General features: G+C 72.9%; 23 protein-coding genes. 6 read left to right on the top strand and 17 right to left on the bottom strand.

Annotated features, from left to right (window positions below; translation table 11 throughout):
• Positions 1 to 67: 67 nt before the first annotated feature.
• From DI272_RS41950 to DI272_RS41960, 3 genes are all read right to left on the bottom strand, one after another.
• The gene (locus DI272_RS41950) at positions 68 to 1,225 is read right to left on the bottom strand and encodes an ROK family transcriptional regulator (RefSeq protein ID WP_097261073.1); all 1,158 of its coding nucleotides are present in this window, start codon (positions 1,223 to 1,225) and stop codon (positions 68 to 70) included.
• A 184-nt stretch (positions 1,226 to 1,409) separates the two neighbouring features.
• Entirely contained in the window at positions 1,410 to 2,072 is a 663-nt protein-coding gene (locus DI272_RS41955) for a response regulator transcription factor (RefSeq protein ID WP_109500385.1), read from the bottom strand.
• A 14-nt stretch (positions 2,073 to 2,086) separates the two neighbouring features.
• The gene (locus DI272_RS41960) at positions 2,087 to 3,256 is read right to left on the bottom strand and encodes a sensor histidine kinase (protein WP_109500386.1); all 1,170 of its coding nucleotides are present in this window, start codon (positions 3,254 to 3,256) and stop codon (positions 2,087 to 2,089) included.
• Between the two features lie 108 nt (positions 3,257 to 3,364).
• Here DI272_RS41960 and DI272_RS41965 point away from each other — a divergent pair, with 108 nt between their 5' ends.
• From DI272_RS41965 to DI272_RS41975, 3 genes are read left to right on the top strand one after another with little or no spacing between them, the layout of a single operon-like run.
• Positions 3,365 to 4,285, top strand: coding sequence for an ABC transporter ATP-binding protein (locus DI272_RS41965; RefSeq protein WP_109500387.1), 921 nt, complete (start codon positions 3,365 to 3,367; stop codon positions 4,283 to 4,285).
• A 1-nt stretch (position 4,286) separates the two neighbouring features.
• Positions 4,287 to 5,012 (top strand): ABC transporter permease, encoded by a 726-nt coding sequence (locus tag DI272_RS41970; protein WP_109500388.1) that lies wholly within the window; start codon positions 4,287 to 4,289, stop codon positions 5,010 to 5,012.
• A 41-nt stretch (positions 5,013 to 5,053) separates the two neighbouring features.
• A complete protein-coding gene (locus DI272_RS41975) occupies positions 5,054 to 5,440 on the top strand; it encodes a hypothetical protein (RefSeq protein ID WP_109501317.1) in 387 nt (128 codons plus the stop codon).
• Between the two features lie 4 nt (positions 5,441 to 5,444).
• Here the strand turns inward: DI272_RS41975 and mug are convergent, their stop codons facing one another.
• The 9 genes from mug to DI272_RS42020 all read right to left on the bottom strand — a co-directional run bounded on the left by mug (position 5,445) and on the right by DI272_RS42020 (position 15,657).
• A complete protein-coding gene (gene mug, locus DI272_RS41980; protein ID WP_109500389.1) occupies positions 5,445 to 5,993 on the bottom strand; it encodes a G/U mismatch-specific DNA glycosylase in 549 nt (182 codons plus the stop codon).
• Positions 5,990 to 7,432, bottom strand: a complete 1,443-nt coding sequence (purB, locus tag DI272_RS41985) for an adenylosuccinate lyase (RefSeq protein WP_109500390.1) — start codon at positions 7,430 to 7,432, stop codon at positions 5,990 to 5,992. Before purB ends, mug begins: the two co-directional genes overlap by 4 nt.
• A gap of 83 nt (positions 7,433 to 7,515) precedes the next feature.
• Entirely contained in the window at positions 7,516 to 8,298 is a 783-nt protein-coding gene (locus DI272_RS41990) for an SGNH/GDSL hydrolase family protein (protein WP_109500391.1), read from the bottom strand.
• Between the two features lie 64 nt (positions 8,299 to 8,362).
• Positions 8,363 to 9,376 (bottom strand): hemolysin family protein, encoded by a 1,014-nt coding sequence (locus DI272_RS41995; protein WP_109500392.1) that lies wholly within the window; start codon positions 9,374 to 9,376, stop codon positions 8,363 to 8,365.
• The gene (locus tag DI272_RS42000) at positions 9,373 to 10,707 is read right to left on the bottom strand and encodes a hemolysin family protein (protein ID WP_109500393.1); all 1,335 of its coding nucleotides are present in this window, start codon (positions 10,705 to 10,707) and stop codon (positions 9,373 to 9,375) included. Before DI272_RS42000 ends, DI272_RS41995 begins: the two co-directional genes overlap by 4 nt.
• Positions 10,708 to 10,806: 99 nt before the next feature.
• The gene (locus tag DI272_RS42005; RefSeq protein WP_109500394.1) at positions 10,807 to 11,232 is read right to left on the bottom strand and encodes a GNAT family N-acetyltransferase; all 426 of its coding nucleotides are present in this window, start codon (positions 11,230 to 11,232) and stop codon (positions 10,807 to 10,809) included.
• Positions 11,233 to 11,295: 63 nt separating this feature from the next.
• The gene (locus DI272_RS42010) at positions 11,296 to 12,153 is read right to left on the bottom strand and encodes a TIGR03621 family F420-dependent LLM class oxidoreductase (RefSeq protein ID WP_109500395.1); all 858 of its coding nucleotides are present in this window, start codon (positions 12,151 to 12,153) and stop codon (positions 11,296 to 11,298) included.
• Between the two features lie 44 nt (positions 12,154 to 12,197).
• Positions 12,198 to 14,765: an ABC transporter permease gene (locus DI272_RS42015; protein WP_109500396.1), complete on the bottom strand. Its 2,568-nt coding sequence runs from the start codon at positions 14,763 to 14,765 to the stop codon at positions 12,198 to 12,200.
• 4 nt (positions 14,766 to 14,769) lie between these two features.
• Positions 14,770 to 15,657 (bottom strand): ABC transporter ATP-binding protein, encoded by an 888-nt coding sequence (locus DI272_RS42020; protein WP_109500397.1) that lies wholly within the window; start codon positions 15,655 to 15,657, stop codon positions 14,770 to 14,772.
• A 200-nt stretch (positions 15,658 to 15,857) separates the two neighbouring features.
• Here DI272_RS42020 and DI272_RS42025 point away from each other — a divergent pair, with 200 nt between their 5' ends.
• Complete coding sequence (locus DI272_RS42025; RefSeq protein WP_109500398.1) at positions 15,858 to 16,085, top strand: antitoxin; 228 nt, start codon at positions 15,858 to 15,860, stop codon at positions 16,083 to 16,085.
• A 43-nt stretch (positions 16,086 to 16,128) separates the two neighbouring features.
• Positions 16,129 to 16,467 carry a fic family toxin-antitoxin system, toxin component gene (locus tag DI272_RS42030; RefSeq protein WP_109501318.1) on the top strand — a complete coding sequence of 113 codons (339 nt, stop codon included), beginning with the start codon at positions 16,129 to 16,131 and terminating at the stop codon, positions 16,465 to 16,467.
• An 85-nt stretch (positions 16,468 to 16,552) separates the two neighbouring features.
• Here the strand turns inward: DI272_RS42030 and DI272_RS42035 are convergent, their stop codons facing one another.
• Positions 16,553 to 17,233: a class I SAM-dependent methyltransferase gene (locus DI272_RS42035; protein ID WP_109500399.1), complete on the bottom strand. Its 681-nt coding sequence runs from the start codon at positions 17,231 to 17,233 to the stop codon at positions 16,553 to 16,555.
• A gap of 74 nt (positions 17,234 to 17,307) precedes the next feature.
• Positions 17,308 to 17,994, bottom strand: coding sequence for a triacylglycerol lipase (locus DI272_RS42040; RefSeq protein WP_109500400.1), 687 nt, complete (start codon positions 17,992 to 17,994; stop codon positions 17,308 to 17,310).
• 115 nt (positions 17,995 to 18,109) lie between these two features.
• Between DI272_RS42040 and DI272_RS45795 the strand changes: the two genes are divergently transcribed.
• The gene (locus tag DI272_RS45795; protein WP_258314832.1) at positions 18,110 to 20,731 is read left to right on the top strand and encodes a LuxR C-terminal-related transcriptional regulator; all 2,622 of its coding nucleotides are present in this window, start codon (positions 18,110 to 18,112) and stop codon (positions 20,729 to 20,731) included.
• Positions 20,732 to 20,800: 69 nt separating this feature from the next.
• Here the strand turns inward: DI272_RS45795 and bioD are convergent, their stop codons facing one another.
• The 3 genes from bioD to bioB are packed head-to-tail and all read right to left on the bottom strand — an operon-like array spanning position 20,801 to position 24,015.
• Entirely contained in the window at positions 20,801 to 21,517 is a 717-nt protein-coding gene (gene bioD / locus DI272_RS42050) for a dethiobiotin synthase (RefSeq protein ID WP_109500401.1), read from the bottom strand.
• Position 21,518: 1 nt separating this feature from the next.
• Positions 21,519 to 22,793: an adenosylmethionine--8-amino-7-oxononanoate transaminase gene (locus DI272_RS42055; protein ID WP_109500402.1), complete on the bottom strand. Its 1,275-nt coding sequence runs from the start codon at positions 22,791 to 22,793 to the stop codon at positions 21,519 to 21,521.
• Positions 22,786 to 24,015, bottom strand: a complete 1,230-nt coding sequence (bioB, locus tag DI272_RS42060) for a biotin synthase BioB (RefSeq protein WP_109500403.1) — start codon at positions 24,013 to 24,015, stop codon at positions 22,786 to 22,788. The genes DI272_RS42055 and bioB overlap by 8 nt, the downstream gene beginning before the upstream one ends.
• Between the last annotated feature and the right edge of the window lie 134 nt (positions 24,016 to 24,149).

Consider the following 24,149-nt stretch of genomic DNA (forward strand, 5'->3'; position numbering starts at 1 on the left):
CCGAAACGCCGCGCCCCGGACAGGCTCCGGGGCGCGCGCCATGTCCGAGGGCATGCCGCCGCGGCGGTCAGCGGCGTGCCGTCACCGTGCCCTCCACCGCGAAGAGCTGCTCCTCCACATGGTCCAGGGCCAGCCGCAGCGCCCCCGTCGCCACCGCCGCCTCGCCGAGCAGCGACAGGGTGACCTTCGGCGGCCGCAGACAGTAACGCGCCAACTCCCGGCGCAGCGGCTCCAGTACGCCGTCGAGACCGGCCGCCCAGCCACCGATCACGACCAGCTCCGGGTCGAGGGCCAGGGCGAGCGCCGCCACGTCGTGCACGAGCCGCTGGATGAAGCGTTCGACGGCCGCGCGGGCCCGCTGATCGCCCTCACGGGCCTGCGCGAAGACCTCGGCGACCGCCTGCTCGTCGAGCGGGTGCAGCGGCTCGTCCGTGGTGGACAGCAGCGTCTCCGGCGTCACCTCACGGCCCAGTAGATGCAGCGCGCCGATCTCCCCGGCCGCCCCGCCGAACCCCCGGTGCAGCCGCCCGCCGATCAGCGACCCCGCGCCCGGGCTCAGCCCGGCCAGCACGAACACCACGTCGTCGGACTCGGTCGCCGCGCCCTTCCAGTGCTCGGCGACCGCCGCGGCGTTGGCGTCGTTCTCCACCAGGACCGGGCACTTGAAGGAGCGGCTCAGCCGTTCGCCGAGCCGCAGCCCGGTCCACTCCGGCAGCGCGGCGCACAGCCGTACCGTGCCGTCCGCCTCCACGATCCCCGGTGAGGCCACTCCCACGGCCCGCAGCGAGCCGCGCGAGACGCCGGCCCGGCGCAGCAGCTCCGCCACCGCGGTCCGCAGCCGCTCCAGCCGCTCGTCGGCGGGGGCCGACTCGGCCACGTCCTTCGCGACGGCGCCGAGCACCCGGCCGTCCAGGTCCGACAGCAGCGCGGCCACCCGGTGCGAGCCGATGTCGAGGCCCAGCAGATGACCCGCCTCGGCCCGGAACCGGAACCGCCGCGCGGGCCGCCCCTGACGCCGTACGACGCTTTCGTCCGCCGCCTTCTCGACGACGTACCCGGCCTCGATCAGCCCCTCGACCACGCCCTCGACCGTGGGCCGGGACAGGCCCGTCACGCGGGTGATCTCGGTGAGCGTCGCGCAGTCCGTGGCGCGCAGCGCGTGCAGCACCACCGCGGAGTTGATCCTCCGCAGCAGCGAGGGATCCCCGCCGGTCAGCCGCCCCAACGTCCGTCCTCCCAGCTCGTGCGCGTGTTGGCCGGATCGTACCCGGCGCGCCACCGGGTGGGGCCGCGGCGGGTCGATTTCCGTCCGCGGCGCCGTCGCGGACGGGTGCGCCCACGCGGCGGAGCCGCATGGCGATACAGCCCCGCGCCCCCTTGGGGCGCTGCTCGGCCGCCCCTGTCGTGCCTCACCCCGGTGCCACGAAACCCGACTCGTACGCCGCGATCACCGCCTGGGTGCGATCCCGCGCGCCCAGCTTGGCCAGCACGGCGCTCACATGGGACTTCACCGTCTCGGTCCCCACCACCAGCCGGGCGGCGATCTCCGCGTTCGACAGGCCCCGCGCCATCAGCCGCAGCACCTCGGCCTCCCGCTCGGTCAGCTGCGCCCGCTCCATCACGGCCCGGGCCGCACGGTTCCCGCCGCCCTCGCCGTACTCGGCGGCGAGCTGCCGCACCGACGCCGGGAACAGCAGCGACTCGCCCTCGGCGACCAGCCGTACCGCGTGCACGATCTCGGCGGGCCGGGCCCGCTTCAGCAGGAACCCGTCGGCACCGGCCCGCAGCGCCTCGTACACGTACTCGTCGTTCTCGAACGTCGTCACCACGAGGATCTTCGGCGGCTCCGGCACCGTCCGCAGCACCGCGCGGGTGGCCTCGATCCCGTCCAGCAGCGGCATCCGTACGTCCATGGCGACCACGTCCGGCCGCAGCTGCCGCACCAGCGGAATCACCGCCGCCCCGTCCGCCGCCTCCCCGACCACCTCGATGTCGGGCTGGGCCTCCAACACCGCCCGCAGACCCGCGCGTACGAGGGGTTCGTCGTCGACGAGGAGAACGGTGACCGGCATCCGGCCAGCGTAGATCAGCGCACCGGCAGCTCCACACGCACCTGCCAGTCACCCTGGTCCGGCCCGGTGTGCGCCCGCCCGCCCAGCAGAGCCGCGCGCTCGCGTATGCCCCGCAGCCCGCTGCCCCTGCCGGGCCCGGCGACGTCGGCGGTGAGCGGATTGCGGACCTCCAGGAGGAGCGAGCCCGCGTCCACCGCGACCCGGACCCGGACCGGGACGGCCCCCGCATGCCGCAGCACGTTGGTCAGCGACTCCTGGAGGATGCGATAGCCCTCGCGGGAGACCGGCCCGGGCACGGTGTCGAGGGGGCCGGTCATGTCGACGTCGACCTTGGCGCCCGACACGCGCGCGGACTCCAGCAGGCGATCGGCGTCGGTGAGCGTCGGCCGGCTGCTGACCGGGCGCTCCGACTCGCGCAGGATGCCGAGCACGCGCTCCAGGTCCTCCAGGGCGGCCCGGCCCGTCTCCTCGATGGCGTCCAGCGCGCGGTCGGTGAAGGCCGGGTCGCCCGCCGCCCGCGCGGCGCCCGCCTGGACGACCGCGACGGTCAGGGCGTGGCCGATGGAGTCGTGCAGTTCGCGGGCGATGCGGGTGCGCTCCAGCAACTGTTCGGTGCGCTCCTCCATGGCGGCGAGACGGTCGGCGGGGGAGGGGCCGAGAAGGCGGCGGGCGAGCGCCGTGATCAGGTGCCCCGAACCGACCACGGTGGCCGCCAGCACGGCCAGCGCGGGCGGCACCAGCAGCAGGTGCCACCAGTGGTGGCCGTCGAGCAGGAACAGCACGCCCTCGTCGGCGTCGCCGCCGAACGGGGACAGCGTCAAGTCCAGGGCCGCGAGCAGGAGGTTGAAGGTGAACATGGAGATGGCGCAGCCCAGCAGCAGCCGCGCCTGCAGCCAGAGCACCACCCGCCCCCGGTCGCTCCAGGACACGGACGGCGCGACGACGATCTCGGTGTTCCGGCTGTCGTGCCGGTGACCGGTCAGCAGCAGCCTCGCCTGGAGCCCCTCCACGGTCCGCATCGCCGGCACCAGCCCGACCGGCACGAGGACCGCGCCCGCCACCACCCAGGTCCACCAGGCTTCCTCGACGAACAGCCACAGGGACGGCCACACGATCGCGATGTACAGGTGCAGCAACCGTGTGTACGTCACCGCCCGGCCGAGCGGGCGCAGCAAGCGGACCATTCCGTCATCCTGCCAGCCGCCACTGACAGCGAGCCTCCCCCGCACGGGGGAGACGATCTCCACCGGCGGGGGAGGCCCCGGCCCGGCCCGGGCGGCCAGGCTGCTGCCATGACCAGCATCGAAGTCCAGTCCCTCACCAAGGAGTACGGCACGAAGCGCGCCGTGGACGACCTCACCTTCACCGTCCTCCCCGGCCGTGTCACCGGCTTCCTCGGCCCCAACGGCGCCGGAAAGTCCACCACCATGCGGCTCGTCCTCGGCCTCGACCGGCCGACCTCGGGAACCGCCACGGTCGGTGGCCACGCCTACCCCGCCCTCCACGAGCCCCTGCGCCACGTGGGCGCCCTGCTCGACGCGCAGGCCGCGCACGGTTCGCGCACCGCCCGCGACCATCTGCGCACGCTGGCCACGAGCAACCGCATCACGGACCGCCGCGTGGACGAGGTGCTGGAGGAGACCGGCCTCGCCGCGGTGGCCCGGCGGCGGGTGAAGACGTACTCTCTGGGCATGCGGCAGCGGCTCGGCATCGCGGCCGCCCTGCTCGGCGACCCAGGAGTGGTCATGCTCGACGAGCCCTCCAACGGTCTCGACCCCGAAGGCATCATCTGGATCCGCGCGTTGCTGCGCCGGCTCGCGCGGGAGGGCCGCACGGTCCTGGTCTCCAGCCACCTCATGAACGAGACCGCGTCCTTCGCCGACCACCTCGTGGTCCTGGGCCGCGGCAGGCTCCTCACGGACACCCCGATGCGGGAGTTCATCCACGCACGCGTGCACCCGAGCGTACGGATCCGCACCACCGACCCCACCGCCCTCAAGACGGTCCTCGCCGAGCACGGGCACGACGCGGCCGAACACGAGGACGGCTCCTGGCGCGTGCAGCACGCGCGCGTGGACGACATCGGACGCCTCGCCTCCGCCGCGGGCGTCCCCCTCCTCGAACTGGCCGCCGAGGAGGGCACCTTGGAGCAGGCCTACCTGGACCTCACCGCCGCCGAGACCGAGTTCACCGCACAGCCGCAGGAGGCCTGAGATGCCGTTCGTTCCCGTCCTCCACGCCGAGTGGCTGAAGATCCGCTCGATGCGCTCCCTGCTCGGGGCGCTGGCGGCGCTGTTCGCGGCGACCACGGCGTTCTCCGCGATCGCCGGCGTCTCCGAGACGTCCGACCCCGAATTCGACCCGCTGTTCATGGCGCTGTCCGGGGCGATGCCCGGGCAGATCGCCGCGATCTCCTTCGGCGCGATGGCCGTGTCCTCGGAGTTCCACGGGGGTGGGCTCCGGCTGTCCCTCGCCGCGGTGCCGCAGCGCGGACGGTGGTTCGCGGCCAAGCTCACCGCCATCGCCGTACCGGCGCTGGCGGTCGGCCTGGTCACCGCCTTCGCCGCCCTCGTCGTCGCCCGCGCGGGCCTTGGCGACGCGGCGAGCGGACTCAGCGCGGGCGAACAGGCCCGCGGCGTCGTGGGCTGCGGCGTCTACCTGATGCTGATGGCGCTGTTCGCGGCGGGCCTGGCGGCACTGCTGCGCAGCGGGGTGGGCGCGCTGTCCCTGCTGATCCCGTTCATCCTCGTCGTCTCCTTCGTGATCGGGGACGTGCCCGGCGACCTCACCGACTTCATGCCCGACAGAGCGGGACAGGTGGTGCTGCACGAGACGTACGACGGTCCGCTGGGGCCGTGGTCCGGGCTCACCGTGACCGCGCTGTGGACCGCGGCGGCGCTCCTCGCGGGCGCCTGGAGCGTGCGGCGCAGGGACGCCTGACGGCACGCCAGTTGTCAGTGGGGCCCGGTTTACTGGATCACATGGACATCGCCGAGGACCTCGCCCTGATCGACCTGTTGTGCGCCCGGGACTTCCCCGCGAAGCGGGACCGCTACCACACGGCGTGGTTAGGGCCGGGGGACTGGCCGGACGCGAGCGACTGCTACGCCTACGAGGCTGCGCTCGTCGAGCGGCTCACACAGAGATGGGGAGAGGCGGCACGCTGGGGGACCGTGACCTTGGCGGAGCGCCTCGGGCGGGGCGAGGAGATACCCGAACCCTGGGCGACGCTCACGGCCTTGGCCATCGACGTGCGCACGTGGGACCTGTCCGACGGCATCCGCCGGGTCACCCTGGCGGTGGCCGACCAGGACGAGGAGAACCAGCCGCGGGTATGGGTCGCCGTCACGGAGACGGCCCCGCCGTGAGGTCTCAGACCGTCTCCGCCGCCACCCGCAGCCGGCCGAACTCCTCGGCCATGGTCGCCGCCGTCCAGTGCGCGTTCAGCCCGCTCGGATTCGGCAGCACCCACACGCGTGTGTCCCCGATCGTCCGCTCCTGCGGGCCCACCTGTGCCTTCTTGTCGTCGAACGCTGCCCGGTACGCCGTGACACCGACCACCGCAAGCCAACGCGGCCGCAACCGCGCCACCTTCAGCGCCAGTTGCCGCCCGCCCTCGCGGTACTCCTCCGCGCTCAGCTCGTCGGCCCGCGCGGTCGCCCGCGCCACGACATTGGTGATGCCGAGCCCGTAGCCCAGCAACTCCTGCTGCTCCGACGGCTTCAGGAGCCGCGGGGTGAACCCGGACAGATGCAGCACCGGCCAGAAGCGGTTGCCGGGGCGGGCGAAGTGATGGCCCGTCGCGGCGGTCATCAGACCGGGATTGATCCCGCAGAACAGCACGTGGAGACCGTCCGCGACGACGTCCGGTACCAGACGGTCGCGGGCGGCCTCCAACTCGGCAGCGGTGAAGCGCGTCAGAGGATGGCTCCGGGGGTGTAACCGGCGGCCTCCGGGTGCTGCTTCGCGATCTCCTCGATCCGGCCGACGACCACGCCGACCTGGTCGGCCGCGGCGCCCGTGAAGGACAGCTTGTCGGCCATCAGCGCGTCCAGCTGGGCCCGGTCGAGCGGGATGCGCTCGTCGGCGGCCAGCTTGTCGAGGAGTTCGTTGCGCTCGGCACCCTGCTCGCGCATCGCGAGGGCCGAGGCCACGGCGTTCTCCTTGATCGCCTCGTGCGCGACCTCACGGCCGACGCCCGCGCGCACCGCGCCCATCAGCACCTTGGTGGTGGCGAGGAACGGCAGGTAGCGGTCCAGCTCCCGGGCCACGACGGCCGGGAAGGCGCCGAACTCGTCCAGCACCGTCAGGAACGTCTCCAGCAGGCCGTCGAGGGCGAAGAACGCGTCCGGCAGCGCGACCCGGCGCACCACCGAGCAGGACACGTCGCCCTCGTTCCACTGGTCGCCCGCCAGCTCACCGGTCATCGACGCGTAGCCGCGCAGGATGACCATCAGGCCGTTGACGCGCTCGCAGGACCGCGTGTTCATCTTGTGCGGCATGGCCGAGGAACCGACCTGGCCCGGCTTGAAGCCCTCGGTCACCAGCTCGTGCCCGGCCATCAGCCGGATGGTCTTGGCCAGGGACGAAGGCGCCGCCGCCAGCTGCACCAGCGCGGTGACGACCTCGTAGTCCAGCGACCGCGGGTAGACCTGGCCGACCGAGGTGAACGCCTGCGAGAAGCCCAGGTGCCGCGCGATCCGGTCCTCCAGGTCGGCCAGCTTGCCGGCGTCCCCGCCCAGCAGGTCCAGCATGTCCTGGGCGGTGCCGACCGGGCCCTTGATGCCGCGCAGCGGATAGCGGCCGAGCAGTTCCTCGACCCGGCCGTACGCCACGAGCAGCTCGTCGGCGGCGGTCGCGAAACGCTTGCCCAGCGTCGTGGCCTGCGCGGCCACGTTGTGGGAGCGGCCGGCCATGACCAGCTCGCCGTACTCCCCGGCCAGCTTGCCCAGGCGGGCCAGCACGGCCACCGTACGGTCGCGCATCAGCTCCAGGGAGAGCCGGATCTGGAGCTGCTCGACGTTCTCGGTGAGGTCGCGCGAGGTCATGCCCTTGTGGACGTGCTCGTGCCCGGCGAGGTCGTTGAACTCCTCGATCCGCGCCTTGACGTCGTGCCGCGTGACCTTCTCGCGCTCGGCGATGGAGGCCAGGTCGACGGTGTCGAGGACACGCTCGTAGTCGGCGATCGCCGCGTCCGGGACCTCGATGCCGAGGTCCTTCTGGGCCCGCAGCACGGCGAGCCAGAGCTGCCGCTCCAGCTTCACCTTCTGCTCGGGCGACCAGAGCGTGGCGAGCTCGGCGGAGGCGTAGCGTCCGGCGAGGACGTTGGGGATGCGGGGCTTGGCGGGAGCGGAAGTCACGTGTACGGATTCTACTGGCGAATCGTGCAGGCCAGCGCCACGGGTGGCTTCGGCGGAACCTACGAGACCTGTGTCACGCCAGGTCAGGCCGTCGGGTCCTGGTAGGGCAGCAGCTCCGGCCGCTTCGGCGGCAGCCCGTCCCCGGACGACCGGCCCGTCAGCCGGCGCCCGATCCAGGGGAGCAGGTGCTGCCTGGCGAAGCGGGCGTCGGCGATGCGCCGGGCGACCCAGCGGGGCGGCACCGTCGCCGCCATCGGGGTGCGCCACTCGGTGTCCTCGGGGTCGTAGCCGAGTGTCTGCCAGACCGCCTCCGCGACCCGGCGGTGTCCCTCGGGGGTGAGGTGCAGCCGGTCCACGTCCCACATGCGCGGGTCGCTCAGCGACGGCGCCCCGTACAGGTCGACGACCACGGCACCGTGCCGCTCGGCCAGCTCGTCGACGCAGCCGAACAGCTCCTCCATGCGCGGGCGGAAGCGTTCCAGGACCGGGCCCTGGCGGCCGGGGCTGCGCATGAGGACCAGCTGCTTGCAGGACGGGGCGAGCCGCTCCACGGCCTCGGTCAGCAGATCCCGTACGCGGACCATGTCGCACTTGGGGCGCAGGGTGTCGTTCAGCCCGCCGACCAGCGTGATCACGTCGGGCTGCATGGCCGCCGCCACATCGACCTGCTCGTCGACGATCTGCTGGATCAGCTTGCCGCGCACCGCGAGGTTCGCGTAGCGGAAACCGGGCGTGCGGGCGGCCATCCGGCCCGCGAGGACGTCGGCCCAGCCGCGGTAGGAGCCGTCCGGCAGCAGGTCCGACATGCCCTCGGTGAAGGAGTCGCCGACCGCGACCAGGCTGGTGTGTGTGGGGTTCTTCTGCATGGCGACAGAAATGGTATCCCGTGCACATACCCGCCGGTCGGTCCCCCTCGGTGCGACCGCCGGCTCAGGCCCGCTGTCCGAACAGCCGCCGCAGCACGTCCTCCATCGTCACCAGCCCCGCCAGCCGCCCGTCGTCCCCGACCGCCGCCGCCAGATGGGTCCGGCTGCGCCGCATCGCGGTCAGCACGTCGTCCAGCGGAGTGCCCTCCCGCACGCGCGCGATGGGCCGCATGTCCCGCACCCGGAACGGCACGTCCCGCGGGGACGCGTCCAGCGCGTCCTTCACGTGCAGATAGCCGACGATCCGGCGGGTCTCGTCCACGACCGGGAACCGGGAGAACCCGGACTCCCCCGACAGCCGCTCCAGCTCCTCCGGAGTGACGCCCACGCGCGCGTAGACGACGCGTTCCAGGGGGAGCACCACGTCCCGCACCGGGCGGCGGCCCAGTTCCAGCGCGTCGTGCAGCCGCTCCCGGGTGCGGTCGTCGATCAGGCCCGCCTCGTCGGAGTCCTTCACCAGGCGGGCCAGCTCGGCGTCCGAGAAGGTCGCCGTGACCTCGTCCTTGGTCTCGATCCGCAGCAGACGCAGCAGGGCGTTGGCGAAGGCGTTCACGGCGAAGATCACCGGGCGCAGCGCACGGGCCAGGGCGACCAGCGGCGGCCCGAGCAGCAGCGCGCTGCGTACCGGTTCGGCCAGCGCGATGTTCTTCGGCACCATCTCGCCGAGCAGCATGTGCAGATAGGTCGCCACGGTCAGCGCGATGACGAACGACACCGCGTGCCCGGCGCCCGTCGGCACGCCCAGGGCGTGGAACACCGGCTCCAGCAGGTGCGCGATCGCCGGCTCGGCCACGACACCCAGGACCAGGGTGCACAAGGTGATGCCGAGCTGCGCGGCCGCCAGCAGCGCCGACACGTGCCGCAGCCCCCACAGCACGCTCTTGGCGCGCCGGTCGCCGCCCTCCGCATACGGCTCGATCTGGCTGCGGCGCACCGAGATCAGGGCGAACTCGGCGCCCACGAAGAAGGCGTTGACCACGAGGGTCGCGAAACCGATCAGCAGCTGGACGGCGGTCATTCCCCGGCCTCCCCTTCCAGGGCCCCGCCGAGCGGGGCGTGCAGCAGCACGCGCGCGGCCCGGCGCCCCGAGGCGTCCACGACGTCCAGCCGCCAGCCGGTGACCTCGACCGTGTCACCGACGACGGGGATGCGGCCGAGCTCGCTCGCCACCAGCCCCGCCAGCGTCTCGTACGGCCCCTCGGGTGCCCGCAGCCCCACGCGCGCGAGCTGGTCGACCCGGGCCGCGCCGTCGGCGGAGTACAGCACCCGGCCCTCGTCGTCGCGGCCGGCGGCGGCCAGGTCGGGCGTTTCGTGCGGGTCGTGCTCGTCACGGACCTCGCCGACGACCTCCTCGACGATGTCCTCCAGCGTCGCCACCCCGGCCGTGCCGCCGTACTCGTCGATGACCACGGCCATCGTGCGCTTGCCGGACAGCCGGTCCAGGAGCCGGTCCACGGTGAGCGACTGCGGGACGAGCAGCGGCTCGCGCATCAGCTCGGAGACGGGCACCCGGGGGCGCCGCTCGGCCGGCACCGCCAGGACGTCCTTGATGTGCGCGGTGCCCACCACCGCGTCGAGGCTGCCGCGGTAGACCGGGAAGCGGGACAGGCCGGTCGCGCGCGTGGCGTTCGCGACGTCCTCGCAGGTCGCCTGCGCGTCCAGCGCGATGACCTGCACGCGCGGCGTCATCACGTTCTCCGCGGTGAGGTCCGCGAGGTTCAGGGTCCGTACGAAGAGTTCGGCGGTGTCGGCCTCCAGCGCGCCCTCCTTCGCGGAGTACCGGGCCAGCGCCGCCAGCTCCTGCGGCCCGCGCGCGGCGGCCAGCTCCTCGGTGGGCTCCACGCCCAGGCGCCGCACGACCCGGTTCGCGGTGTTGTTGAGATGCGTGATGAAGGGCCGGAAGGCGGCGCTGAACCAGCGCTGTGCATTGCCCACCCGCCTGGCCACGGCCAGGGGCGCGGAGATGGCCCAGTTCTTGGGCACCAGCTCGCCCACGACCATCAGGAACACCGTCGACAGCGCCGTACCCAGCACCAGCGCGAGGGAGGAGGCCGTCGAGGCGGAGAGCCCGAGGGACTCCAGCGGACCGGCGATCAGCTTGGCGATGGACGGTTCGGCGAGCATGCCGACCACCAGGTTGGTGACGGTGATGCCGAGCTGCGCCCCGGAGAGCTGGAAGGTCAGATTGCGTACGGCCTTCAGGGCCCCGGAGGCACCCCGCTCGCCGCGCTCCGCGGCCCGCTCCAGCGCGCCGCGCTCGACCGTGGTCAGCGAGAACTCCGCGGCCACGAACGCACCGCAGGCCACGGAGAGCAGGATCGCCAGCAGCAGGAGGAGCACTTCGGTCATCGGGTCACCTCCGTCCCATGATCGGACAGGGCGTGGCAGCCCACACCTTTCGCCGGGAAGGCGGGTGACCCATCCCTGGCAAAGGAAAAGTAAAGCCGCCTAAACCGTGAGGTGCTTCACCCAGCGCCGCCACTGCTCCTCCGGCGCGTACCCGGCCGCCCGCCACGCCGCCTGCCCGGTCTCGTTGCGCACCAGCACCATCGCGTCCCCGCGGCGCCCGCCGAGCCGGACGAACCGCTCCTCCGCGGCGGCCAGCAGTGCCGAGCCGATGCCCTGGCGGCGCCGCTCGGGGTGCACCGCGAGCCGGTACAGATGGCAGCGCCAGCCGTCGAAGCCCGCGATCACCGTGCCCACCAGCTCGCCGTCCCGCTCAGCCAGGATCAGTGCCTCCGGGTCCCGGGCGACGAGCCGCTCGACGCCGTCCCGGTCGTCGCTGATGCTCGTGCCCTCGGCGGCGGTCTTCCAGAAGGCGAGCACGGTGTCGAGGTCCTCGGGCCCGGCGGCCCTGATGTGCGGATCAGTCATACGGCGATCCCATCACGCACCCCGCGCCCGGACCCGGAATTCCAGCATCCGGACGGCGGGCGGTCACGTGCCGCCCAGCTCCGCGACGACCGGAGCGAACGCCTCCATGTGCGGCTCCAGCACCGTCAGATAGCTGAAACCGTACTTCGCACGCAGAGCGAGCACCTTCGCGGTGATCTCCGCCTGGCTGCCGACCAGCAGGATGGGCAGCTCCAGCGCCCGTTCCACGGTGAGGCCCGGAACCCGGTCCACGAGGGGGCGTACGGCCGCCTCCGGATCGTCGGTGACGACCACCATCTGGATGAGCAGGTTCAGTTCCGCCGCTTCCGCGCGTCCGGCCGCCAGCTCCCGGTACCGGGCGAACCGCGCGTCGAACTCCTGGAGCGTGGTCGGCACCAGCTTGCCCTCCGTGTTCCCCGGGACCAGATACGCACCCGTGAACGCGGCGATGTCCGCGTGCTCGGCGGTGAGCCGCAGCATCCGCTCGCCGTTCCCGCCGAGCAGCAACGGCACCTCGGTGTCGAGGAGCCGGCCCAACTCCTCGACCAGGTGCCGCAGATGGTCCACGCGCGCGGGGGGCGAGCCGAAGGGCAGGCCCGCCCGGTCGTGCTCCGCCTGCACGTACCCGGTGCCCAGGCCCAGTTCCAGCCGGCCCTCTGTCAGCGCGGCCGTCGTCGCCACCTCACGGGCGAGCAACGCCGGGTTCCAGAAACCCGCGTTGAGCACGAACGTGCCCAGTCGCGGCCGTTCCGTCGCGGCGGCCGCCGCGACCAGCGCCGGGAAGGGCGCCGGCATGCCCAGATGGTCCGGGACGAGGATCACGTCGTAGCCGATCTCCTCGGCCCGGCGACTCTTGGCCCGCCACTCCCCGGCGGGCGCGGGGTCGATCAGGCTGGCACCGAAGCGGAACGGACGCGGCATGAACTCTCCCCGAAGGCACGCGACTTGAGATCACGCCGATTCCATCACTCGTGCGCGATGGCCGCCAGCACATTCATGCGGGATGCACGCAACGCGGGCAGCAGGGCCGCCACGATGCCCACGACCGCCGAGCCGACCACGACCGCGACGATCGTCGACCACGGGACCGCGAGCGCGTTCATGCCCTGCAACGCCAGCACCTGCTGCGTGCACACCCCCCACACCAGGCCCAGTGCCAGCCCCAGGACCGCGCCGAAGACGGCGATCACCACCGACTCCAGGCGGATCATCCGGCGCAGTTGCCGGCGGGCGAGCCCGATCGCGCGCAGCAGACCGATCTCCCGGGTGCGCTCCACCACCGACAGGGCGAGGGTGTTGACCACCCCGAGCACCGCGATGACGATCGCCAGGCCGAGCAGCGCGTACACGAGGTAGAGCAGGACGGCGATCTGGTCGTGGACCAGGTCCTTGTAGTCGGCCAGGTCACGGACCTGGACCTGCGGGTACGGGTCGAGGGACTTGTCCAGCCGGGACCGCAGCTGGTCGGCTCCGGTACCGGAGCTCGCGTTCACGTACAGCGCGGAGTCCTGGCCGCCCGGCACGTACTTCTCGACCGTGGCGATGCCGAAGAACAGGCCGCCCTGCATGCCGAACCCGTCGGAACCCTCCTGGTCGGTGAAGGCGGCGACCTTCATCTCGGTGCGCTGCCCGCCGGGGAACTCGACCGGGAGCATGCTGCCGATCCGCACGTCGTGGTCCTTGGCGAAGTCGACGTCCATCCCCAGGCTGCCGGGCGCCAGCGCCGCCGCGGAGTCGCCCTGCGCGTACGTGACGTGCGCGACGTCGTCCACCTGGTCGTCGTAGCCCGCGGCGGTCGTCTCGACGCGCTTGCCGTCCGGCAGCCGCACCGCGAGCGGCGCGAACCGCTGCCGGACGACGAGACCGACGCCCTCGGTGTCGCGCACGGCGTCGGTGACGGTCTGCGAGAACGGCACGAAGTTGCTGTTCTGGACGACGAAGTCGGCGCCCAGCGTCTTGTCGATCTGCTGGTCGAAGGACTTCGACATCGAGGCGCTCGCCACGGACATCCCGCCCACCAGCGCGAGGCCCACCATCAGGGCCGCCGCGGTGGCGCCCGTACGGCGGGGATTGCGCAGGGCGTTGCGCTGGCTCATACGGCCGATCGAGCCGAAGAGCGCCGGGAACGCCGCGCCGAGGACCCGGATCACCGGGCGGACCAGCAGCGGGCCCGCGATCACGGTCGCGATGAGGGTGAGGACGACACCGAGGCCGAGGAGGGAGGCCGCCGATGCCGTCTTCGTCGCCGTCGCACAGCCCACCAGCGCCGCCGCGCCGAGCACGCCGACGACCGAACCGACGACCGCCCGCGCCCTGAGCGGCTTCCCGATGCCCGCGGTCTCGGCGTCCGCGAGCGCGGCCATGGGCGAGACGCCCGCCGCCCGCCGCGCGGGCAGGTACGCGGCCACGAAGGTGACGCCGACGCCGACGGCGTACGCCGCCACCGGAGTTCCCCAACCGACCACCATCTCCGTGGTCTTGAGGTTCATCCCGAAGACACCCATCAGCTTGATCAGCCCGGCCGCGAGCCCGATGCCCGCCGCCAGGCCCAGCGTCGAGCCGACCAGGCCCAGCAGGATCGCCTCGGTCAGCACCGACCGGCGCACCTGCCGGCGGTCCGCGCCGAGGGCCCTGAGCAGGCCCAGCTCCCGGGTGCGCTGCGCGATCAGCATGGAGAACGTGTTGACGATCAGGAACACGCCGACCAGCACCGCGATCCCGGCGAAACCGAGCATCACGTACTTGATGACGTCGAGGAACCCGCCGAGATCCTCGGCGGCGGACTCGGCCTGCTCGTCGGCGGTCTTCACGTCGTAGGCGGCGGTGTCGAGCGTGGTGGTGATCCGGCTCTTGAGCTGCGGGTCGCTCACCCCCGGGCCCGCGTCGACCGAGATGCTCGTGGCCTTGTCCGCCGAACCGAGCAGCTGGGTCGCCGCGGTGGCCGGGTCGAGGAAGACGAGGGCCGCGCCCGGGTTGGTGGTGGTGAAGGTGGCGATACCGACGATCCGGACCTTGAACGTGCCCGGCTGGGCCAGCACGGTGAGCGTGTCACCGATCTTCACGTGCTTCTTGTCGGCGGTGTCGGCGTCCAGCAGCGCCTCGCCCGCACCGCGCGGGGCATGGCCCGAGGTGAGCTTCAGAGGACTGCGGTCGGTGACGAACCAGTCGGAGGCGATGGTGGGCGCGCCGCTGGTCGGCCCGACCGACTCGTTGTCGCTGTCGACCACCGTGATGTTCTCGACGCTCACGTCCGGGTGGGCCGAGGCCACCCCGGTCACCTTCGCCACCTGCTGGGCGAGTCCGGCGGGCAGGGTCCGTGCCTCGCCGGTCGGCACCTGGGAGGAGAGGTCGTCCTTCGGCTCCACCGTCACATCGGCCGACGTGGAGGCGAAGAGCCGGTCGAAGGTGCGGGTCACCGTGTCGGAGAAGATCAGGCTGCCCGCGACGAACGCCACGGACAGGACGATGGCCAGCGCGGACAGCAGGAGCCGTCCCTTGTGCGCGAGGAAGCTGCGGAGCGTCGCCTTGAGCACGGAGTCAGTCCTTGTCGAGGGAGACGTCGGAGGAGGCGTCGGAGGAAGCGCCGGAGGAGACGTCCGAGGAGGCGTCGGCGGACCCGGCGCCGGGGGAGCCGTCGCCCTCCACCGGGCCGCGGATCACGTCGAACCGCTTCATCCGCTCCAGCACCGCCTCCGCCGTCGGCCGCTCCATCTCGTCGACGATCCGTCCGTCCCCGAGGAAGAGCACCAGGTCGGAGTGGGCGGCGGCGCCGGGGTCGTGGGTGACCATGACGACGGTCTGCCCGAGGTCGTCCACCGCGTCCCGCAGGAAGGACAGCACCTCCAGACCGGCCCGGGAGTCCAGGTTGCCGGTCGGTTCGTCGGCGAAGATCAGCTCGGGCCGGGAGACCAGCGCCCGCGCGCAGGCGACCCGCTGCTGCTGACCGCCGGAGAGCTGGGCGGGGCGGTGCTTGAGCCGGTCCCGCAGCCCAAGGGTGTCGATGACCTGGTCCAGCCACTTCTCGTCGGGCTTCTTGCCCGCGATGTCCATGGGCAGCGTGATGTTCTCGGCCGCGTTGAGCGTCGGGATCAGGTTGAACGACTGGAACATGAACCCGATCCGGTCCCGGCGCAGCCGCGTCAGCTCACGCTCCTTCAACCCCGTGATCTCGGTGTCGCCGAGCCACACCTGACCGGCGGACACGTTGTCGAGCCCGGCCAGGCAGTGCATCAGCGTGGACTTGCCGGACCCCGAGGGACCCATGACCGCGGTGAAGCGGCCGCGCGCGATGTCCACGTCCACCGAGTCCAGGGCGAGCACCGTGGTCTCGCCCGAGCCGTACGCCTTGGTCAGTCCGCGGGCGCGGGCCGCGATCCCGTCGGCCGAGGCGTGGCCGGGGGCGTGCTCCGCAGCAGGTGTGGACAAGACTGCCTCCTCGCTCGCGTGGACGTACCGACTCCTTTGTCCCGCCCGAGCGTAATGTGACCCCGCCCACACCCGGTATCCCCCTGGAGGGCAGGGCGGTCTCCACCCCAGGTCGGGCCCCTGATACCGGTGTAAGGGGCAATCTCCACCCGCCGGTGGACACCTTGCCGGTGCTAGCGGTCCGGCGCTAGCTTCGACGTATGGCGAAGACCCAGCTGAACGTACGAGTGGACGAGGGCACCGCCCGCGCGGCCCGCGAACGCGCCCTGGCCCGCGGCATGAGCGTCAACCGCTACATCGAGGAGCTGGTCAGACAGGACGCCGGGGAGGTCGGTCAGACCTTCGTGGAGGCCGCGGCCGACTTCATGAAGCAGTACGAGAACGTGTTCGCCGAGGAGTTCGGCGCCGAGCGCGAGGGACGTCGCTGACCTCTTGAGCGACAACGTGCGAATCGACCTCGCCTGGCTTCTCATGCTCGCCGAACAGAAGACCCCGGGGGACCCCCAGGTCACCGACTGGGGTGCCCTCGTCGCGGCCGTCGCGCGCCACGAGGCCGAGATATTCGACGTGCCGGTCTACGACAGCCCGCACACCCGTGCCGCCGCCCTGCTCCAACTCCTGATCCACGTGCCGGCGTTGGAGCGCTCGAACGCGCTGTACGCCTCCTCCGTCGCCTATGCCTATCTCGTGGCCAGCGGCCTCAAGGTCATCACCTCGCCCGAACAGGTCCGTGATCTGGCCCGGTTGGTGAAGAGCGGGGAGGCGTCGCTGCGGGACATCGCGGAGGAGCTGCGGCAGTGGAGCCGGTGATGTGGGGCCTGTGACGTGGGGCCTGCGGCGTGGGGCCACTGGTGGGGGAGCGGTGACAGGGGGCTTGTGATGCGGGGGCCTGTGATCACTCGGCAGGGCGCCAGGCCGTGCCCAGCACGCAGAACGAAGCGGGCGTCCTCGGCCCCTTCTCCGGCATCAACACCTGCCGGTAGGGCCCGAGTTCGAACCCGGCCTCGCGCAGCGCGGCCACCGGTTCCCGGGACAGATGGCAGCCGCCGGAGAGCGGGGGCCACAGCGTCCGGTCCAGCGCCCGCTGGGTGAACCGCATCGCCGGTCCGCCGCCCCGGCCGTGCTCGAAGAACCGCACGACACCACCGGGCCGCAGCACCCGGCGCATCTCGGCGAGAGCCCGCGGCAGGTCCCGCACGCTGCACAGGACCAGCGAGACCACGGCCGCGTCGAACGCCTCGCTCTTCACCGGCAGTGCCTCCGCCGCGCCCGGCACCACGTCCACCGGCACCCCGGAGCGCAGCGCGGACTCCACCGCCAACTGCCGCAGACCGCGCTCCGGTTCGATCGCCACGACCTCCGCCACCGTGCGCGGGTAGTGCGCGAAATTCAGTCCGTTGCCCGCGCCGATCTCGATGACCCGCCCGGACAGCCCGGCCAGCAGCCGGTCACGCACCCCGGCCATACCCCAGCGGGTCTCGGCGAGCACGCTCACGCGCGCGTAGCGGCGGGCGAACAGCGGATGGTGCACGGGATCTCTCGGCGACCTGCCCGAGCCGGCGAACCGTAGTGGCATGGCGACCTCCCGAAAGGACGGGCCCTACCGTGATTGTCCCCCGGGACGCGATCCGTGCACCTCCCGCCCGCGCGCTACGCGACGAAGTCGCGCACCTGCTGGTAGACGCCGTAGTCGTTGTTCATGTCGGTGTGCGAGATGCAGCCGACCTCGACGTTGGTCGCGCCGCTGAGGATCGCCGTGGTGTCCGGGGTGAGCGCGTCGTCGCAGTTCGACCAGTAGCTGGCGTACGACACGCTGCCCGGGGTCTCGTCACCGGAGTTGAGCGAGGTCAGGAACGAACTGCCCGTGTACATCTCGGCACATGACGTGTACAGCCAGGAGCACCAGGAGGCGGTGGTCGTGCCGTGGTTGACGCCTGCCGCCGAGACGAAGTCGTCCACGTACGACGTCCCGCCGAGGTTCTTGAGGTAGTAGCGGGAGTTCAGCGCGCCCATGGAGTGCACGACCAGGTCCACCTTCGAGGCACCGGTCTGCGACAGCACGGTCTTGATGTAACTGGAGAGCTGGCTCGCGGTGGTGACGTTCGACTTGGACCAGTCGTACGAGAACGCGTACAGCTCCGCGGACGTGTAACCGTCGGCCTTGAAGTCGGCGATCCAGTCGTCCCAACTACTGGCGTCGCTGCTCAAGCCATGCACGAAGACGATCGGATTGTGGGTCGCGGCCCGAGCGGGGACGGCGGCGAGGGAGAGCGACAGAAGGAACGAGGTGGCGACGGCCGAGACCGCCGCTGACATGCGGCGCATGCGGCGTTGCATGAGGCCTCCTGATACGGGTGGGGTTGTCAGGAGGGTGCGGCCGGGTCTACGCGCGCCGCATCGGTGAAATCGCCGGTCTTTACGTGTCAATTAACTCGCCAGTAACGTCGATGGCGTGGTGACTCCGGTGAATCCCCCGTCCCTTTCCCCCACTTCGCCACCGCCCGTCACGGACGCGTGGCAGGACCTGGTCCCCGCCCTGCCCGAGGGCGTCCGGGTACGGCTTCTGCACGCCGTCCACGGCGATCCGCGCGCCGCGGCCGAAGCGGTACGCCGGCTCGGCGACCGCCGCTCCACCGGCCTCGACCCGCTGCCCGCCGACCCGGCCGAACTGGCGCCGGCGCTGCTGCGTGCCCATCGCGCGGAGATCCGTCCCCTGCCCGACGACACCCGCCTCCTGCTGCTCCTCGCCGCGGCCGACCAGTACCCGGTCGCCACCCACGCTTTCCCGCGCGCGGTCGCCGCCGCCCGCCTCGACACCCGCCCCCTGGAAGCCGCCGAGGCGGCCGGGCTCGCCCACGCGAGCGCCGACGGGGTCGTCTTCCGCGACGCCTGGACGAGGATCGCCGCGTACGAGACCGGCTCCCCGGGGGACCGGCGCGACGTCCACCGACTGCTGGCCCGCGTCCTGCGCACGGAGGACGAGACGCCGCTGCGCTCCTGGCACCGGGGCGCGGGCGCCCTCGGCCCGAGCGCCCGGCTGGCGGCGGAACTCGCCACGGCCGCGACCAGGGCCCGCGACGAGGGCCGCCTCGTGCTGGCGGCTGCCCTCGCCGAGCGTGCGGCCGTGCTGTGCCCCGACCGGGCCGAGCAGGCCCGTCTGGTGACACGTGCCGCCGCCTACGCCTGGCAGTCGGGCGCCGGTGACCGGGCGCGGGCCCTCACCGCGCGCACCGAGGACACCGCGCTGACCGGCGTACTCGCCCTGCGGGCGGGGAACGCGGCGGAGGCGTTCGACGCGTTGCTGACGGCTACGGTGCGGGAAGCGGGCGAGGAGGGCCGTGGCGCGGAGGCGTCCGGTGCCGCGTCCACGGGCGAGGCATACGGCGTCCCGGCAGGGCCGTACGGAGGGGAGGCGAACTGCGCCGGTTTCGGCCGCGGCACCACCACGACACCGAGCACGCCCCGCCCCACCGCGACCGACGCCACGTCCGCCCCCGCGGACACCGCCGAGGCGTCCCGCTCCGCCGGTGCCCCGGTGGCGTCTCGCTGTGCCGAGGCCGGCGTCGCGTCCCGTCCCGCCGACGTTCCTGTCGCGTCCCACCCCCCGGACGCCACCGCCTCTGCGCGTCCCGCCCAAGCCACCGCCCCTCCTCGCCCCACCCACACCACCGCCCCTCCTCGCCTCACCCACACCACCGCCCCTCCTCGCCCCACCCGCACCCCCTTCGACGTCCCCACCCACGCCCCCCTCGACGTCCCCGCCTCCGCGCGTCACCTCCTCGCCCGCGCCACAGAAGCCGCCATCTACACCGGTGACCTGCGGCGGTTTCGGGAGGCGGATCGGGTGGCGCGCAGGCTCGGGATCGAGGTGCCGGGGACACTCGGCGGGCTCGCGGCGGCCTCCGAGGGGCGGTACGAGGACGCGCGTGACCTGCTCGGCGCCACGGCGGGCCGCTGCGGCCCTGGCGGAGACCCCACTCTCCTGATCCACGCCGGCATCGCCGCCCTCCTGCTCGGCGACCACACCCGGGCCACCGCGGCGACCGTCCGCGCGGCCGCCTCCGCGCGTGTGCGCGGTGCGACCGTCAACGTGGTGCAGGCGATGGAGTTCCGCGCCTACGCCGACTTCTGGAGCGGGCGCCCCCGCGCCGGGGAGGCGGCCGCCGCGGACGCGCTCTGGCAGGCCTACGTCACCGGCCAGGACAACGGCGCCTGCCATCTCCAGGCAGCGCTGGCGATGTTCGCCGCGCTCACGGGCGACGCCGACGTCTGCCGGGAACGCGCGGCGACGGCCCGCTCGTACGCGCTGGGCCGCGGCCTGGGGCTGCCCGCGGCACTCGCCCAGTGGGCGCTCGCCTGTCTCGACCTCAGCAGCGGACGGTTCGCCGCCGCGGCGGCCCGGCTGCGTGCCCTCGCCGGCTTCGGCCCCGGCCACGGCCACCGGGCCATCCGGCACCTGGCCACCCCGCACTACGTGGAGGCCGCCGTCCGCACCGACGACACCCGGGTCGCCCGCGCCGCGCACGCCGACTACCACCGCTGGGCGAGCGCGGTACGCAGCCCCGACGACCTGGCGCTGAGCGCCCGCTGCCGGGCCCTGCTGGCCCCCGGAGCCGAAGCGGTGGACCACTACCGCACCGCGCTCGACCTGCACGCCCGAGGCACCCGCGACTTCGAACGCGCCCGCACGGAGCTGCTGTTCGGCAGCGCGCTGCGCCGTCTGCGCCGGCGCACCGAGGCCCGCGACCGCCTGCACAGCGCCCTGGAAGCGTTCGAGCACTTCGGCGCCCCGCACTGCGCGGCCCAGGCCCGGGCGGAACTCCGCGCCCTGGGCACTCCCGCGACGCCCGCCGCCACCGCCCCGGACGACCCCGCCAGCCGCCTCACGGCCCAGCAGTCGATGGTCGCCCGGATGGCCGCCGAGGGCGCCACCAACCGGGAGATCGCCACCAGGCTGGCCCTCAGTCCCCGCACGATCGACCACCATCTGCGGGGCGTCTTCAACCGGTTGGGCATCCGCTCCCGGATCGAGCTGGTACGGCTGCTGCCGGAGCTGGAGGGGGAGGGGAGGTGACGAGGCGCGTACGCGTTGCACGGACCCGAGCGCGGAGGCAGCGGTGCGCGGCTGCGCCGGCCGGCCGGTTCAGGTGCCTTCGCGCCCCCGGAACGCCTCCGCGTCCCAAACCCCGTCCAGCCGCGACGCCAGCCAACCGGGCGCCGCCGCACGGAAGTCCGCGGGCGCCAGCGCTCCCGCGCCCGCGGGCACCGCACCGAGCAGCGGCGCCCGCGCCACGTCCGGCAGGTCCGTGAGGTTGCACCGCGAGGCCAGGTCCGGCGTGTCCGGCCAGCTGCCGATCACGACACCCAGCAACTCCAGCTCCCGCGAGCGGAGTTCACGGGCCGTCAGGTCGGTCGTGTTCAGCGTGCCCAGTCCGGCCGGCGCCACCACCAGCACGGGCGCCGCGAGGAGTTGCGCCGCGTCGGCCAGGGTGCCGCCCGCCTCGTCGAACCGTACGAGCAGCCCGCCCGCGCCCTCCACCAGCACCAGGTCGTGCTCGGCGGCCAGCTTGGCGGCCGCCTCCGCGATCTGCTGCGGGCGCACCGGGGCACGGCCCGCCCGGCGGGCGGCGGTCGCCGGGGCCAACGGGTCGGGATAGCGGGCGAGTTCGGCCGTCGTGACCGGACCCGCGAGCCGGGCCACCTCCTGCGCGTCGCCCGGCTCGTCCGGCCGGACGCCCGTCTGGGCCGCCTTGAGCACGGCCACCGAACGGCCCGCGGCCACCGCGGTGGCGGCCACCGCGGCGGTCGTGATCGTCTTGCCGACCTCCGTGCCCGTGCCCGTGATCACCAGTACCGGCATCTCAACCCTCCCTCGCCGCCGCGCACACGGCCCGCGCGATCCGGGCCACGTCCGCGTCGGCCGTGACGTACGGCGGCATCGTGTAGACGAGGTCGCGGAACGGCCGCAGCCACACGCCCTCGCGCACGGCAGCCTCCGTGGCCGCCTTCATGTCCACGTCGTGGTCGATCTGGACCACGCCGATCGCGCCGAGGACACGGACGTCACGCACGCCCGGGAGCTCGCGCGCGGGAGCCAGGCCGTCCTCCAGGCCCGCCTCGATCCGCTTGACCTCGGCCTGCCAGTCCTGGCCGAGCAGCAGCTCGATCGACGCGCAGGCCACGGCCGCGGCGAGCGGGTTGCCCATGAACGTCGGGCCGTGCGCCAGCACCGGCACCTCGCCCCGCGAGATCCCGTCGGCCACGCGTGCCGTGCACAAGGTGGCCGCCAGCGTCAGGTAGCCGCCGGTCAGCGCCTTGCCCACGCACATCACGTCCGGCGTCACCGCCGCGTGCTCCGCCGCGAACAGGGCGCCGGTCCGCCCGAAGCCGGTGGCGATCTCGTCGAACACCAGCAGCACGTCGTGCGCGTCGCACGCCTCGCGCAGCACCCGCAGATACGCGGGGGAGTGGAACCGCATCCCGCCCGCGCCCTGCACCACCGGCTCCACGATCACCGCGGCCAGTTCGTCGGCGTGCCGCTCGATCAGCGCGCGCAGATGGTCGGCGTACGACTCCTCGTACTCCGTCGGCGGCGCGTCCGCGAACACCTGGCGCGGCAGCACCCCCGTCCACAGGTCGTGCATCCCGCCCTCGGGGTCGCACACCGACATCGGCTGCCAGGTGTCCCCGTGGTAGCCGCCCCGCCAGGTCAGCAGCCGCTGCTTGCCGCCGCGCCCCAGCGAGCGCCAGTACTGCAGGCACATCTTGACCGCGACCTCGACCGACACCGACCCGGAGTCGGCCAGGAACACATGCTCCAGGCCGTCGGGCGACATGTCGACAAGGTGCTTCGCGAGGCGTACGGCGGGCTCGTGGGTGAGTCCGCCGAACATCACATGACTCATCCGGCCCAGCTGCTCGCCCGCGGCCTCGTTGAGCACCGGGTGGTTGTAGCCGTGGATGGCCGACCACCAGGAGGACATGCCGTCGACCAGCTCACCGGCGGACGTCCGCAGCCGCACCCCGCTCGCCGACTCCACGACGAGCGGTTCCACCCGGCCGGGCATCGGCCCGTACGGATGCCACACGTGCCGCCGGTCGAGCTCCAGCAGCTCGGACACGGGCAGCTCAGGCATTGGGCGCGAGATCCGTTCCAGCACCTCGACGGCGTACGGCGACCAGGTCCGTACGGGGCTCGTTGGCCTCCGGAACGGCGGAGGCGGCGGCCGTTCCGCACACCGAACCGCACCCGGCGCTCTCGTGCGACCCACACCCGCCCGCGGCCTCGTGCGATCCGCAACCGCCCGCGCCCTCGTGCGATCCGCAGCCGCCCCCGGCCGCAGCCGCCACGTCCGCCCGGTGCTGCGGCAGCGTGACCTCGCCCGCACCCTCCACCTCGAACCCGGCGTCCGCGATCATCTCCAGGTCGGCCTTGCCCGCCTGGCCCTCGGAGGTCAGGTAGTCGCCGAGGAAGATCGAGTTGGCGAGGTTCAGGGCGAGCGGCTGCATCGTGCGCAGATGGACCTCACGGCCGCCGGCGATGCGGACCTCGACGTCCGGGCAGACGAACCGGACCATCGCCAGGATGCGCAGACAGCGCTGCGGGGTGAGGTTCCACTCCTTGGCCAGCGGGGTGCCCTCGAAGGGGATCAGGAAGTTGACCGGAACCGAGTCCGGGTCCAGCTCGCGCAGCGAGAAGACGACGTCGACCAGGTCCTCGTCCGACTCGCCCATGCCCGCGATCAGGCCCGAGCAGGCCGACAGACCCGCCGCGTGCGCCTTCTGCACGGTGTCGACGCGGTCGGCGTAGGTGTGCGTCGTCGTGATGTCGCCGTACGTCGCCTCGGAGGTGTTGAGGTTGTGGTTGTAGGCGTCCGCGCCCGCCTCGCGCAGCCGCTCGGCCTGGCCGTCGGAGAGCAGCCCGAGACAGGCACAGACCTCGACGTTCTCGTTCTGGTCCTTGATCGCCTTGATGGTGCCCGCGACCCGGTCCACGTCCCGGTCCGTCGGGCCACGACCGCTCGCCACCAGGCAGACCCGCTTCGCGCCGCCCGCGAGCCCGGCCGCGGCGGCCTTGGAGGCCTCGTCGGGCTTCAGCCACGTGTACTTCAGGATTCCGGCCTCGGAGCCGAGCCGCTGCGAGCAGTAGGAGCAGTCCTCGGGGCACAAGCCGGACTTGAGGTTGACGAGGTAGTTCAGTTTCACCCGTCGGCCGAACCAGTGCCGGCGCACCTTTCCGGCCGCGGCCACCACGTCGAGCAGGTCGTCGTCGGAGGTGGCGAGGACGGCGAGCGCCTCGTCGCGGGTCGGCAGCTCGCGCCGAAGCCCCTTGTCCACCAGCGTGTTCAGCAGGTCCATGAGAGCTGATCCTGTCCTAAGGAGCCGTCTCCGGCCAAGGAGAGTTCGCACAACAGCCGCCATTCACTGTGTGGGTATTGCCACACAGTGGGCGGCTGCTCGTCCCACTAGTGTCTGTTCGCTGCCTACAAAAC

The organism is Streptomyces sp. Act143, from assembly GCF_003143935.1.
In the GTDB taxonomy this organism is placed as follows: Bacteria; Actinomycetota; Actinomycetes; order Streptomycetales; family Streptomycetaceae; genus Streptomyces.